The 12580-nt window shown below is 65.7% G+C and carries 16 protein-coding genes and 1 pseudogene; 10 read left to right on the forward strand and 7 right to left on the reverse strand.

Going from position 1 to position 12580, the window contains the following annotated elements; all coding sequences use genetic code 11:
- Positions 1 to 225, forward strand: a 225-nt coding sequence (locus GZ092_RS20700) for a hypothetical protein (protein ID WP_293639185.1), incomplete at its 5' end; no start/stop codon positions are given.
- On the opposite strand, the gene GZ092_RS20705 is transcribed toward GZ092_RS20700, so the two are convergent.
- Entirely contained in the window at positions 222 to 737 is a 516-nt protein-coding gene (locus GZ092_RS20705; RefSeq protein ID WP_293639202.1) for an outer membrane protein assembly factor BamE, read from the reverse strand. The genes GZ092_RS20700 and GZ092_RS20705 overlap by 4 nt on opposite strands.
- Positions 738 to 878: 141 nt before the next feature.
- Here GZ092_RS20705 and GZ092_RS20710 point away from each other — a divergent pair, with 141 nt between their 5' ends.
- The 3 genes from GZ092_RS20710 (at position 879) to nadB (ending at position 3699) form a co-directional block, all read left to right on the forward strand.
- A complete protein-coding gene (locus tag GZ092_RS20710) occupies positions 879 to 1097 on the forward strand; it encodes a DUF3460 family protein (RefSeq protein WP_293639186.1) in 219 nt (72 codons plus the stop codon).
- Between the two features lie 106 nt (positions 1098 to 1203).
- On the forward strand, positions 1204 to 2079 hold the full coding sequence (locus GZ092_RS20715; protein ID WP_293639187.1) for a ScpA family protein: 876 nt from the start codon (positions 1204 to 1206) through the stop codon (positions 2077 to 2079).
- Positions 2080 to 2121: 42 nt separating this feature from the next.
- A complete protein-coding gene (gene nadB, locus GZ092_RS20720) occupies positions 2122 to 3699 on the forward strand; it encodes an L-aspartate oxidase (protein ID WP_293639188.1) in 1578 nt (525 codons plus the stop codon).
- 87 nt (positions 3700 to 3786) lie between these two features.
- On the opposite strand, the gene GZ092_RS20725 is transcribed toward nadB, so the two are convergent.
- The 4 genes from GZ092_RS20725 to GZ092_RS20740 are packed head-to-tail and all read right to left on the reverse strand — an operon-like array spanning position 3787 to position 6253.
- The gene (locus GZ092_RS20725) at positions 3787 to 4281 is read right to left on the reverse strand and encodes a DoxX family protein (protein ID WP_293639189.1); all 495 of its coding nucleotides are present in this window, start codon (positions 4279 to 4281) and stop codon (positions 3787 to 3789) included.
- Positions 4278 to 5081, reverse strand: coding sequence for a DNA-binding domain-containing protein (locus GZ092_RS20730; protein WP_293639190.1), 804 nt, complete (start codon positions 5079 to 5081; stop codon positions 4278 to 4280). Before GZ092_RS20730 ends, GZ092_RS20725 begins: the two co-directional genes overlap by 4 nt.
- Positions 5078 to 5947 (reverse strand): DUF692 domain-containing protein, encoded by an 870-nt coding sequence (locus tag GZ092_RS20735; RefSeq protein WP_293639191.1) that lies wholly within the window; start codon positions 5945 to 5947, stop codon positions 5078 to 5080. The genes GZ092_RS20730 and GZ092_RS20735 overlap by 4 nt, the downstream gene beginning before the upstream one ends.
- Positions 5948 to 5968: 21 nt before the next feature.
- Entirely contained in the window at positions 5969 to 6253 is a 285-nt protein-coding gene (locus GZ092_RS20740) for a DUF2282 domain-containing protein (RefSeq protein WP_293639192.1), read from the reverse strand.
- A gap of 187 nt (positions 6254 to 6440) precedes the next feature.
- Between GZ092_RS20740 and GZ092_RS20745 the strand changes: the two genes are divergently transcribed.
- Positions 6441 to 7016, forward strand: coding sequence for a sigma-70 family RNA polymerase sigma factor (locus tag GZ092_RS20745; protein ID WP_293639193.1), 576 nt, complete (start codon positions 6441 to 6443; stop codon positions 7014 to 7016).
- The gene (locus tag GZ092_RS20750) at positions 7013 to 7654 is read left to right on the forward strand and encodes a DUF1109 domain-containing protein (protein WP_293639194.1); all 642 of its coding nucleotides are present in this window, start codon (positions 7013 to 7015) and stop codon (positions 7652 to 7654) included. The genes GZ092_RS20745 and GZ092_RS20750 overlap by 4 nt, the downstream gene beginning before the upstream one ends.
- A gap of 321 nt (positions 7655 to 7975) precedes the next feature.
- On the opposite strand, the gene GZ092_RS20755 is transcribed toward GZ092_RS20750, so the two are convergent.
- Positions 7976 to 8947, reverse strand: a complete 972-nt coding sequence (locus GZ092_RS20755; protein ID WP_293639195.1) for a tripartite tricarboxylate transporter substrate binding protein — start codon at positions 8945 to 8947, stop codon at positions 7976 to 7978.
- A gap of 181 nt (positions 8948 to 9128) precedes the next feature.
- Complete coding sequence (locus GZ092_RS20760; RefSeq protein WP_293639197.1) at positions 9129 to 9605, reverse strand: MarR family transcriptional regulator; 477 nt, start codon at positions 9603 to 9605, stop codon at positions 9129 to 9131.
- A 191-nt stretch (positions 9606 to 9796) separates the two neighbouring features.
- Here GZ092_RS20760 and GZ092_RS20765 point away from each other — a divergent pair, with 191 nt between their 5' ends.
- The 4 genes and pseudogenes from GZ092_RS20765 to GZ092_RS20780 form a co-directional block, all read left to right on the forward strand.
- Positions 9797 to 11488, forward strand: coding sequence for an FAD-dependent monooxygenase (locus tag GZ092_RS20765; protein ID WP_293639199.1), 1692 nt, complete (start codon positions 9797 to 9799; stop codon positions 11486 to 11488).
- A 13-nt stretch (positions 11489 to 11501) separates the two neighbouring features.
- Positions 11502 to 11696 (forward strand): DUF2783 domain-containing protein, encoded by a 195-nt coding sequence (locus tag GZ092_RS20770; protein WP_293639200.1) that lies wholly within the window; start codon positions 11502 to 11504, stop codon positions 11694 to 11696.
- 49 nt (positions 11697 to 11745) lie between these two features.
- Positions 11746 to 12285 (forward strand): VOC family protein, encoded by a 540-nt coding sequence (locus GZ092_RS20775; RefSeq protein WP_293639201.1) that lies wholly within the window; start codon positions 11746 to 11748, stop codon positions 12283 to 12285.
- Between the two features lie 14 nt (positions 12286 to 12299).
- A pseudogene (locus GZ092_RS20780) lies at positions 12300 to 12580 on the forward strand (fumarylacetoacetase); the annotation flags it as partial.

Consider the following 12580-nt stretch of genomic DNA (forward strand, 5'->3'; position numbering starts at 1 on the left):
TCCGCTCCCGCCCCCCAGGCAACTTTCTTTGGTGACTTTCTTTTTTGCCAGAAAAGAAAGTCACCCCCCGCCGGGAAGGCGCTCACCCCTCAAAACACAGAAGAAACCAACCAAAGCCAAAGAACAGAAAAACAGCAACCACTCAACGCATTGTTGAAACAACTTTCTCGCCGTGTCATTTCAAGCATGACACGCAAGCGCAGGAAAAGAAGAGCCCGCCCCTAGCGGCTTTTCGGGTAGACGCTTTCCTCGTCAGCAGACGCGGTGCCCAGCACGCGCAGGTCGGGGTCAAACACCACAGTAAAGATCATCGCGGTGTTCGGCGGGTTCAGGTAGCGCCAGTCGTAATGCGTTTCGCGCTTGAGCGCATAGGGCGTGACCTTCATCGGCTTGCCCAGCATCTTGCGCACTGTTTCCATGGGCATGCCGGGCAGCACGCGGGCGAAATTTTGCGGCGTGAGCACCTGGCGCAGCGCGGTCATCCGGCCGTCGGGGCCGATGGTGATCATGTAATTGACATTGCCCGCCGGCTGGCGGTTGTACTCCAGCGTGCGGGCGCCCGGCTCGCTGGCTGCGCCCGGCATCGGCAGCGACGCCATGTCAGACGCCTCCCAGACTTTCTCGGGCACGCCAAAGCGCGCCCGCACGTCGGCTTCTGTGGAAACGCCCTCCTCCAGTTCCTTGATGCGCTCCTGGTCGCAGCCGGCCAGGCCCAGGATGAACGACAGCAAGCCCATAGTCAGCACCGCCCTTTTCGAAGCCATTGGCAAAACCGCAGATAAACGAGTCGTTTCGGCCACGACGGGCCGACGAATGGATGAATGCATGGCAGACCCCGGTAAAATCCAGCAACTATACGTTTTAGGCGGTCCAGAACCATGTCCATTTTTCAACGCACCCATTACACCTCTGAAATCACCTCGTTCATCGACGATCTGAAGGCGAAGAAGCCGACCCTGGAAGCCGAGCAGCGCGCCGGCCGCGCCATCTGGTGGGACAAGAACCTAAACCTGGCCGACCAGGCGGACTACGGCGAGGCGCGCGTGGCGCAGCAGGCCTATGTCTATGGCACCAGCGCCCATCCCAACGGCGACTGATTTCCGTCATTGCGCATGGCGGTTTTAGCTGGCGGCCAGCCGGCGAAAGGCAGCCTGTTTTCCATGGTGGCAAGCCCATGAACCGATTCCTCCCGCTGCTGCCCTGATGCCAACCTCCCCCTTTCCCGTGCAGGAACTGCACTCCGCTGACGATGCGGCCTTGCGCGCAGCGCTCAACCCTGAACTTCCGGGGTTGGTTGACCCGGTCGCGCTGGCCCGGCTCTATGGCGAACCGATGTTCGCCATGCCCAAGGACCTGTACATCCCGCCCGATGCGTTGAAGGTCTTCCTCGAAGCCTTCGAAGGCCCGCTGGACCTGCTGCTGTACCTGATCCGCAAGCAAAATTTCAACATCCTCGACATTCCGATGGCGGCGGTGACGCGGCAATACCTGGCCTATGTCGATGAAATCCGCGCCACCAACCTGGAGCTGGCGGCCGAATACCTGTTGATGGCCGCGATGCTGATCGAGATCAAGTCGCGCATGCTGCTGCCGCCGCGCAAGGCAGCCGAAGGCCCGGAGGCCGAGGACCCGCGCGCCGAGCTGGTGCGCCGCCTGCTGGAATACGAGCGCATCAAACTCGCCGCGCACCGGCTCAACACCCTGCCGCAACGTGGCCGCGATTTTGCCGTGGCGCAGGTGCATGTCGAACAATCCACCGAGCCGCGCCTGCCCGATGTCACGCTGGTCGATTTGCAGGAAGCGTGGCAGGGCATCGTGCAGCGCGCCAAACTGGTCCAGCACCATGTCATCAGCCGCGAGGAACTCTCGGTGCGCGAGCACATGAGCATCGTGCTGCGCCGGCTGCAGGGCCGCAAGTTCCTGGAGTTCGAGGAGCTGTTCGATGCCGCGCGCGGCATGCCGGTGCTGGTCGTCACCTTCATCGCGCTGCTGGAGCTGGCCAAGGAATGCCTGCTGGAGATCACCCAGGCCGAATCGTTTGCACCCATCTATGTTCGCCTGGCCTACACGCCAGCCTGATGTTTCAATCCTACTTCCCCAACCTGCAAGGCCCGGCCCACCATGACGCATGATTTCGATGTTTTGATCGTGGGCAGCGGTCTGGCCGGCCTGTCCGCCGCGCTGCACCTGGCGCCCACGCACCGCGTGGCCGTCATCACCAAGCGCGCCATCAGCGACGGCTCCAGCGGCTGGGCGCAGGGCGGCATTGCGGCCGTGCTAGCGGACGGCGACACCTTTGAAGCCCACATCAGCGACACGCTGGTGGCCGGCGCCGGGCTGTGCGACCTGGCCACCACGCGCTTCGTGGTGGAAAACGCACCCGCCGCGATTGCCTGGCTGCGCGAACTGGGCGTGCCGTTTTCGCTCGAAGGCGACCACCTGCACCTGACGCGCGAGGGCGGCCACGGCGCGCGCCGCATCGCCCACGTCACCGACGCCACCGGCGCGGCGGTGCAGCGCACGCTGATCGACGTGGTGCGAAGCACGCCCGGCATCACGGTGTTTGAAGACCACACGCTGGTCGATGTGATCACCTCGCGCAAGCTGGGTTTGCCCGGCCCGCAGCGCTGCCTGGGCCTGTACGCGCTGGACGACGCCACCGACGAGGTGCTGACCTTTCGCGCGCCGCAAACCATCCTGGCCACGGGCGGCGCGGGCAAGGTGTACCTCTACACCACCAACCCCGACACCGCCACCGGCGACGGCATCGCCAGCGCCTGGCGCGCCGGCTGCCGCGTCGCCAACCTAGAGTTCATCCAGTTCCACCCGACCTGCCTGTACCACCCGCTGGCCAAGTCCTACCTGATCAGCGAAGCCGTGCGCGGCGAAGGCGGGCAACTGAAATTGCCCGACGGCACGCGCTTCATGCCCGGACACGACGCCCGTGCCGAACTGGCGCCGCGCGATGTGGTGGCCCGCGCCATCGACTACGAGATGAAAAAGCGTGGCCTGGACTGCGTACACCTCGACATCTCGCACCAGAGCCCCGAGTTTTTGCACGAGCATTTTCCCAACATCCTTGCGAAATGCGCCGGGCTGGGCATCGACATCACAACCCAGCCGATTCCCGTGGTGCCGGCCGCGCACTACACCTGCGGCGGCGTGCTGACCGACCTGGCCGGCCGCACCGACCTGCCCGGCCTGTTTGCTATTGGCGAAACCGCCTGCACCGGCCTGCACGGCGCGAACCGGCTGGCGAGCAACTCGCTGCTCGAATGCATGGTGTTTGCCCGCGCTGCCGCCCAGGCGATTGCGGCTGCGCCCGGCGCCTTGATGCCCGACGTGCCGCCATGGGACGACAGCCGCGTGACCGACGCCGACGAGGCCGTCGTCATCTCGCACAACTGGGACGAGCTGCGCCGCTTCATGTGGGACTATGTCGGCATCGTGCGCACCAACAAGCGGCTGGAGCGCGCCGCGCACCGCATCACGCTGCTGAAAACCGAAATCCAGGAGTTCTACGCGAACTTCCACGTCACGCGCGACCTGCTGGAGCTGCGCAACCTGGTGCAGGTGGCCGACCTGATCGTGCGCTCGGCTCAGTTGCGCCGCGAAAGCCGGGGCCTGCATTTCAGCCGCGACTATCCCGAACTGGCCGCGCCAGCCGCACCGACCATCCTGGTGCCGCCGGTCGCCTGAGCGGAAGTCTGCTGCGCGGCATTTCAGCAATCAAATCAGGCTTTTGCGCATTACAGACCGGCGCTGGCAGCTATTGTTTCAAGAGCATTAACGAATGCGAAACAGCCGGTCCAATGACAGCGTTCCGGCGCCGCGTCCCACCAGATAGAGCAGCAGGCCGGCCCAGGACAGGTGCGTCGGCCAGGCGTCGGGATAGACAAACACCTGGATCACCAGCGTCATGCCCAGCAGCGCCAGGGCGGACAGCCGGGTGAACAGGCCCAGCACCAGCAGCAAGGGAAACAGGTGCTCGGCCCAGGCGGCCGCATTCGCGGCGATTTCGACCGGAACCAGCGGCAGCCGGTATTCGTCCCGAAACAGCGAATAGGCGCTGTCGGTGACCGTCAGCCAGCCTTCCACCTTGGTGCGGCCGGACATGAAAAAGATGGCGGCAATGGCGACCCGGTTCACCAGCGCCAGGGCGTCATGCGGCACCAGTCGGGTGAGCCGGCCGGCCAGGCCGTGCCAGAGGCCGCGCAGCCCGGCGGGTTGCGGATTGCGGGTGGCGTCGGCGGCCGTCATCGTGGACAAAACGGGGTTCATGTCAGCTCCTGGTGGTTCGGGGTGGGATACGTCTGCGCGCTGCAAAAGGCGCCGGCCTGCAGCAGCGTGGTCATCAGCCGTGCCAGGTCGCAGTCGGGCTGCCGGGCCAGCGCTTCATCAGCCGCCAGCGCCAGCGGACGCCCGGCGGCGCAGGCATCGAGGAATGCGCAGCCGCCCGCCTCCAGCGCGCTCCAGCTGACGGCGTCGCCGGGCCGGGTCAGCAGCGCGCCCTCGCCGGTCCAGTCCAGCGCATCGTCGCTGTCCATGCCGTCCGGGGCGCCAGGCCGGTTGCGCTGCCAGAGGGTGTAGATCGGCTGGCCGTCGAACCAGGCCCAGCGCGCGGCCGGATGCGGCTGCAGCACCAGATCGCCCAGTTGCTCCGGCGGCAGGCCGGCCAGCGCCGAGGGCGCAAGTGCCGGCGCATCTGCCGCCACATGCGCCTCGGTCCAGAAGCGGTCGAGCCGGGCCACGCCGGGCAGGTAGGGCAAGTCTGCTGCCGGCGCAAAGCCCGCCAGAAAGGCGGGAAAATCCGCGCCGTACATCAGCAGCCGGACGTCGCCAGGCGGCTGCGCGCGCACATGCAGGGCGGCGGCGGCGCGAAACCAGTCCTCGCCCACCAGCCGCAACACCGCCGGGTAGTTGGCCTGCAGGGCATCGATGCAGCCCCGGATGACGGTGTTGCGGTACACCGCGAATCCGGGCTGGTCCGCGAGGTCGCGCAGGGGGCCAGGCAGCGCATCGGGCAATGCCCACAGCGCCTGGACAAAGCGGTCCTGGAAACGCGAGAGTTCGGTGGTCATGACGCCAGCGCCACTTTTTCCGGCGCCAGCTTTTCGTGCGGCTGGCCCTGCAGCAGCGCATGCGCCTGACGGCGTTCGGCCAGCAGCTCGGCAAAAGGCGGCAGCTGGTCATCGCGCTCGATCAGCGTCGGGCGCGGGCCGATGCGCGCAGTCAAGCGTTCATACAGTGCCCATACCTTGGGTGCGACCGGCGCATCGTGCGAATCCACCAGCAGCGCCTGGCCCAGCACCGGGTCGGGCGTGTGGCCCGCCAGGTGGACTTCCATCACCGCCTCACCGGGGAAGGCGTCGATATAGGCTTCGGCGCAAAACCCGAGGTTGTTGGCGCTGACATGCACATTGTTCACATCAAGCAGCAGGCCGCAGCCGGTGCGGCGCGCGAGTTCCTGCAAAAAATCAACCTCGTCCCATGCATGGCCCTGAATGCGCAGGTAGTGGGACGGGTTTTCAATGGCGATGCGCCGCCCAAGGGCATCCTGGGTGCGGGCAATGTTGCCGGCCACGCGCAGCAAGGCTGCCTGCGTGCGGGCAATGGGCAGCAGGTCGGGCAGGTAGCTGCCGCGCCAGGCCGACCAGGCCAGGTGCTCGGACACCAGCGCCGGCTCGATGCGGTCAGCCAGCGCGGCCAGCCATGCCAGGTGGGCCGCATCAGGCGGCGCATCGGCCGCCAGCGAGAGCGACACGCCGTGCAGCGACAGCGGATGCCGGGACCGGATGGCGTCGAGCCAGGCCAGCCTCGGGCCACCGGCCACGGCATAGTTTTCCGGATGCACCTCGAACCACAGCCCGGCATCAAGGCAGGCCAGGGCTTCGCTGAAATGCGCGGGCTTGAGGCCCAGGCCTGCGCTCAGGCGGGTGGGGTTCATGGCGTGCGTCCTGAGAGGCGCTCAGGCCTTGATGGCGCTGAGCGAGCCCATGCCCTTGGGCGTCTTGATGGTGGTGCAGCTACCGGCGGGCACCTGCTTCCAGGCATTGCCCTGGTAGTCGGTCTTCGACGTGCCGGCGCAGGTGGTGCCGGGTCCGGCGGCGCAGTCGTTCTTGCCGGCCAGGGAAACGCCGAAGCATTTTTCCATGGCCGGTTTGCCTTCCATGGGCTTGTCCTGGGCGATGGCGGCACCAGAGGCGAGTGCGGCAAGGGCGAGTGTGCCGAGTGCGAGGGAACGAGTGATCATGAAAGTAACTCCAGTTGAAAACAAAGGGTTGAACAGGCAGGCGGCGCGAAGGGCGCTGGTCTGCAGACCTGGCGGAAAGACTCCGCTACAGTCTGCCCAGTAGTTCGGCGCAACCCGGCAGCCGGTTACACGCCAGCGAATTATTTTTAAAAAATATTTTTCCCCCACGCTGTAACCCAAAGCCTGCATGGACCGAATAGAAGAAAGAGACCGCCGGTTCACCGACACCGAAAGCCGGTTGCGTGGCCTGATGCTGCAAGGCCTGGACGGCGATGCGGCGGCCTATCACCAGTTCCTGAAGGCATTGAGCGCGCACCTGCGGGCTTATTTCAGGAAGCGGCTTTTCGAGCGACCCGATGAAGTGGAAGACCTTGTGCAAGACACCCTGCTTGCGGTGCACAACCAGCGGCACACCTACCGCGCCGACCAGCCCCTGACCGCCTGGATGCATGCGATTGCGCGCTACAAGCTGATCGACCTGCTGCGCGCCCGCGCATCCGGCGAGTCGCTGAATGTTCCGCTGGACGACGAGCTGGAGTTGTTTGCCGCGTCCGACACCGAGGCCCGGGAGGCGAAAAAAGACCTGGACACGCTGCTGGCCGGCCTGCCCGACCGGCAGCGGCTGCCCATCGTGCACGTCAAGCTCGAAGGCCTGTCCGTGGTCGAGGCGGCACAGCTCACCGGCATGTCGGAATCGGCCATCAAGATCGGCGTGCACCGGGGCCTGAAGGCGCTGGCCGCCAAAATCAAGGGAATTGCATGAAGACCGATGAACTTGTCAACCTGCTGTCGGCCGGAGTCGCGCCGGTGCCGGCCCACGCCGTGGGCCGGCGCTTTGCCGTGGCGCTGGGCTGGGGCCTGCCGGGTGCGGTCCTGCTGCTGGTCGTCGCCCTGGGCCTGCGCCCCGACCTGGCCGAAGAAGCCGGCACGCTGATGTTCTGGCTCAAGCCGGGTTTTGCGGCCGCGCTGGCCCTGGCCGGCCTGGCCGCTGCCGAACGGCTGGCCCGCCCCGGCATGCACCTGGGACGGGTGAATGCCGCGCTGGCCTTGCCGGTGCTGCTGCTGTGGCTGATGGCTGCCGTGGTGCTGGCCAACGCGGCGCCGGCACAGCGCGCCGCGCTGGTTCTGGGCGACACCTGGAAGAGCTGCCCGTTCAACATTGCGCTGCTCTCGCTGCCGCTGTTCGCGTCAACCCTGTGGGCGTTCAAGGGCCTGGCTCCGACCCGCCTGGCGCTTGCCGGAGCCAGTGCCGGGCTGCTGGCCGGGGCGCTGGGCGCGCTGGTGTATTCGCTGCACTGCCCGGAGTCGGCCGCGCCTTTTCTGGCGGTCTGGTATGTGCTGGGCATCGCGATTCCGACGGCAGCCGGCGCGCTGCTGGGGCCGCGTGTGCTGCGCTGGTAGGCACTGTTGCCGAGAGGCCAGCCGTCGGATCAAGCGCTGTCTTGCCGTAACTGCTCAGCTTGTCGAATGCAGTCCCGTCTTACTCCCTCTCCCTCTGGGAAAGGGCTGGGGTGAGGGCTCCCCGATAGCGATTTTTCGTGGGCAATTCACGCCCACTGGTCCCCTCCCCGCCTTGCTCCAGAGGGGAGGCGTCGTGCGGACTCGCCGCCCTGTGTCACGGGCAATGCCAGACAGTTGCGTCTTTCCAACAAAATCCACCTTTTGCGCTTGCCTGACGAGCTTCTACAGCTACGCTTTTCATAGCAGAACCTGCCTGCCACTTCAGTCCAGGCGGATGTTGCTGGCGCGAATCACCTTGGCCCATTTTTCGCGCTCGGCCTTGGCATAGGCGGCCATCTGCGCCGGTGTGCTGGGAATCGCTTCCAGGCCCAGCGTCTGGAAGCGCGCCTTGACTTCGGTGGAGTCCAGCGCTGCCATCAAGGCCCGGCTCAGCGTGGCAACCGCCTCTGGCGGCGTGGCGGCAGGCACCACCAGCCCTTGCCAGGCATAGGCTTCAAAGCCCTTCATGCCCTGTTCGGCCAGTGTCGGCAAGGTGTTGAAGGTGGCAATCCGCTTCGGGCTGGCGACGCCGATCGCCACCAGCCGGCCGGACTGGATGTGCTGGTAGCCGCTGGCGGTATCGACGAACATCATCGGCACCTGGCCGCCGATCACGTCCTGCACCGCCGGGGCGGCACCCCGGTAGCCCACATGCACCATCTTGAGCCCGCTGCGTTCACGGAACAATTCGGTCGCCAGGTGGTGCGGGCTGCCCGCGCCCGGCGTGGCGTAGTTCACGCCATTGGGCTGCTTTTTCGCCCAGGCCAGGAATTCGCCCAGGTTTTTCGCCGGCACGCTGGGATTGACCACCAGGATCATCGGGAATCGCGCCATCAGGCCAACCGGCGTGAAGTCTTTTTCGACGTTGTAGCTGAGCTTGGAATATAGCGCCGGGTTGGCCGCCATGGTGGCCGTGTCGCCGGTCAGCATGACATAGCCGTCTGGCCTGGCCTTGGCGGCATAGTCGGCGCCGATATTGGTGGCGGCGCCAGGCTTGTTGCTGATGATGATGGGCTGGCCCAGCGTCTGGCTCATGGGCAGCGACAAAATGCGCGCCACCACGTCCGAGCCGCCGCCTGCCGGATAGGGAACGACCCATTCGATGGACTTGTCGGGATAGGCCGCAGCCGCCGCCAGCGGCACGGCGAGTGTGGCGACGCTGATCCAGCGGCGCAGGGTCTGGGGATAGTGCATGGAAACTCCAGTGATGTCAGGTCATTCGGATCAGGGAAACCTGCACGGGTTCAGCGAAGGACACGCGGCACCGGGCAGACAAAAGAGGCCGATGATAAAAAAATATGGTTGTGTGCACAACCGGGTATGTACCCACCCGGGAGCAGCTTTCAGCGGGGCGATGACTGCATTGCCCCGCTGCTCACGCATCCGCGTCTGCGGCGCCCCCAAGCGCCAGCCGCGCATGCTCGACCAGCCGGTCAAGCAGGTGGTCCAGTTGCGCGCGCTCTGCGGCATCCAGGCAGGAAACGATCTCGTCATTGCGGCGCCCGATCACGCGCATCAGGCGCTCGCACACCGCCTCGCCGGCCGTTGTCAGCGTCAGCACGACGCCGCGCCCATCGATGGCACTGGCCTGCTTGCGCACCAGGCCCTGATCGACCAGCGACTGGGCGGCGCGGCTGGCCTGGCCCTTGTCCAGGTTGGCCCGGTAGGCCAGGTCCTTGACCGACAAGGGCTTGAAACTCCCGATGGCCGACAGACAGCGCCCTTCGCTCAAGGCAATGCCGGCGTCGCTCAGGTAAGCGCCCTGGGTGAGCCGGTCGGTGAGCTTGGTCAGCGTATGCAAGCGGTGGGTGAACAGGCGTTCGAGAGATACCGAATCAGGTGGGGAAGACATCGCAGCGCCGTGGTTCGAAAAGTGGTGACCGAATCACTATACGTGACGTCACCGCCCTCGTGCAGCGCCAGCATCCTTCAGGCTTGGGTATGGATATGACATCAGGGTAACTACTGAAGTCGATGTCGTTGAAACCTTCAATAATGGTTGTACGCGCAACCAATTTACTCGATTCGCGTACTGAAACCCCCATGCACCAACCCGCCACCGAAGCCCGCCCGTCGATCTATTACCGCTACCAGGTGTTCAAACCCTGGCTGCCCTCGGCGCATGCGGCGCAGGCACGCCAGCAGGTGGTGATTGCCGGCGCTGGCCCTGCGGGCATGGTGACGGCGCTGGAACTGGCGCGCCTGGGCGTTCCCAGTGTGGTGCTGACGCCGGAGCTTCAGGTCTCGCAAGGCAGCCGCGCCATCGTGTTCACCCGCCGCTCGATGGAAATTTTGCAGCAGGTCGGCGTGGCCGGCCGCATGAGCGCGGGCGGACTGCCCTGGCGCTTCGGCAACTCCTACTACCGGGGCCAGCGCGTGTTCCGCATGGAAGCGCCGCACGACGCGGACGACCGATTTTTTCCGATGCTCAACATCCAGCAGCAGTACCTGGAGGAATACCTGATCGACGCCTGCCAGGCCAGCCCGTTGATCGACCTGCGCTGGGGCAACAAGGTGGTCGGGATCGAGCAGGCGCCCGGCCTGGCCCGCGTGAGCATCGACACGCCCGAAGGCCCGTACATGCTGGAAACCGACTGGCTGGTGGCCGCCGACGGGGGCCGCTCGGACATCCGCGCAGCCCTGAAGCTGCAGATGGAAGGCTCGTCGTACGAGGGCCTGTTCGTCATTGCCGACATCCGGATCGACCTGCCGCTGCCGACCGAGCGACTGGCCTACTTCGACCCTGAATGGAACCCCGGCAACACCATTCTGATGCACCGCGAGCCGCACGGCATCTGGCGCGTGGACTACCAGCTGCCGCCCGGCGAGACGCCCGAGCAGGCGCTCAGGCCTGAATCGCTCAAGACGCGCATCGACGCGCAGCTGGCCATGATCGGCCACGCCGGCGTGCCGTGGGAAATGGACTGGAACTCGGTGTATTCGGCGCGCACGCTGACATTGCCCGACTATGTGCAGGGCCGCGTGGTCTTCACTGGCGACGCGGCGCACCTGTTGCCGATCTTCGGCGTGCGCGGCGCGAACACGGCGTTTCAGGATGCGCAATCGCTGGCCTGGCACCTGGCCTTCGTCGTGCGGGGCCTGGCGGGTGAAACGCTGCTCAATAACCACAGCACCGAACGCGTCGGCGCGGCGCGGGAGATCATCGACGAGGCCGGCAAGAGCACGCGCTTCATGGCGCCGCCCAGCCCGGGTTTTCGCCTGCTGCGCGACGCCGTGCTGTCGTTGTCGCTGACCGAGGCATTCGTGCGGCCGCTCTACCACTGGCGCACCTCGCGTCCGCACGAGTACAGCGCCTCGATGCTCAACAGCCCGGGCGACGACAACGCGCTGTTCCGTTCCGGCCCGGCGCACGGCGCGCCGCCGCAAAACATCCGCCTGGCGCCAGACGACTTTTTGCTCGACCACCTGGGCGGCGGCTTTGAGTTGCTGTACTTCACGCAGGCGGCGGAAATTCCCGAACCTCTGCAGCAAGTAGTGGCGGTCACGCGCGCCCGGGGCGTGCCTCTCAGGGTGACGGCCGTAGGCGCCGTGCAGCCCGTGGCCGGCGCCGACCTGACGCTGGCGGACGCCGACGGCCACTTCCGCCAGCGCTATGGCGTGCAGGCCAGCGGCGCCGCCTACCTGCTGCGGCCTGACCAGCATGTCTGCGCGCGCTGGCTGACGCTGGACGCCACGCGCCTGCAAGCGGCCTTCAACATCGCCCTGCCCCAGTGAACCGGAAAATTCCATGACCGTCCCCAAAAACACCCTGCCCCTTGCCGGCCTGGAAACCGTGTACGACGCCCTGGCAAGCGCCATTGACCAGGCTGGCCCTGGCAAGGCCGAACTCTTTTTGGTAAAACTGGCATTGCTCAATGCCAACGCACTGGCCGATGCCCGGCTGTTTGAAACCCATGTCCAGACCGCGCTTCGCGACCTGTGACGCTTTTGCAAGCCTGTCTCCACCTGACAACCCAACGTTAGAGGTCACCATGAACATCCAGAAAATCCACCACGTCGCCTACCGCTGCAAGGACGCCAAGCAAACCGTCGAGTGGTACGGCAAGTACCTGGACATGAAATTCATCCTGGCGATTGCCGAGGATGAAGTGCCCTCGACCAAGGCGCCAGACCCGTACATGCATGTTTTTCTCGATGCCGGCAACGGCAACGTGCTGGCTTTTTTCGAGCTGCCGACGCAGCCGCCGATGGGCCGCGACCCCAACACCCCCGAGTGGACCCAGCACCTGGCGCTGCAGGTCGAATCGATGGACGCGCTGATGGACGCCAAGGCCCGGCTGGAGGCGGGTGGCATTGACGTGCTGGGCCCGACCGACCACACGATATTCAAGTCCATCTATTTCTTTGACCCGAGCGGCCACCGGCTGGAGTTGTGCGCCAACACCGGCACGCCGAAGATGGCGAAGATGCTCGACGAGGCCAAGTGGGACATGCTCAATGAATGGGCCGTCACCAAGAAAGCCCCCCAGCATGCGCGCTGGATGCATGACGGCAGCATGGCCGGACAATAACGCCCATGACGACCATGACGCCACTCAATGAAACCCACGACCCGGCGCTGCGCAGCTGGCTCGCGTCCGCCAATCAGGCGGGCACCGACTTTCCGATCCAGAACCTGCCGTTTGCGGTCTTTCGCCGCCGGGGCAGCACCGAAGCCTTTCGCGGCGGTGTGGCCATTGGCGACCAGATCGTGGATTTGGCGGCTCTGGCAGCGGCCGGCGTTTTCAGCGGCCAGGCCGCGATGGCGCTGCAGGCAGGCGCGCAGGACAAGCTCAACGCATTGATGGCGCTGGGCGCCGACGCCTG

This window comes from Polaromonas sp. (assembly GCF_010365105.1).
In the GTDB taxonomy this organism is placed as follows: Bacteria; Pseudomonadota; Gammaproteobacteria; order Burkholderiales; family Burkholderiaceae_C; genus Polaromonas.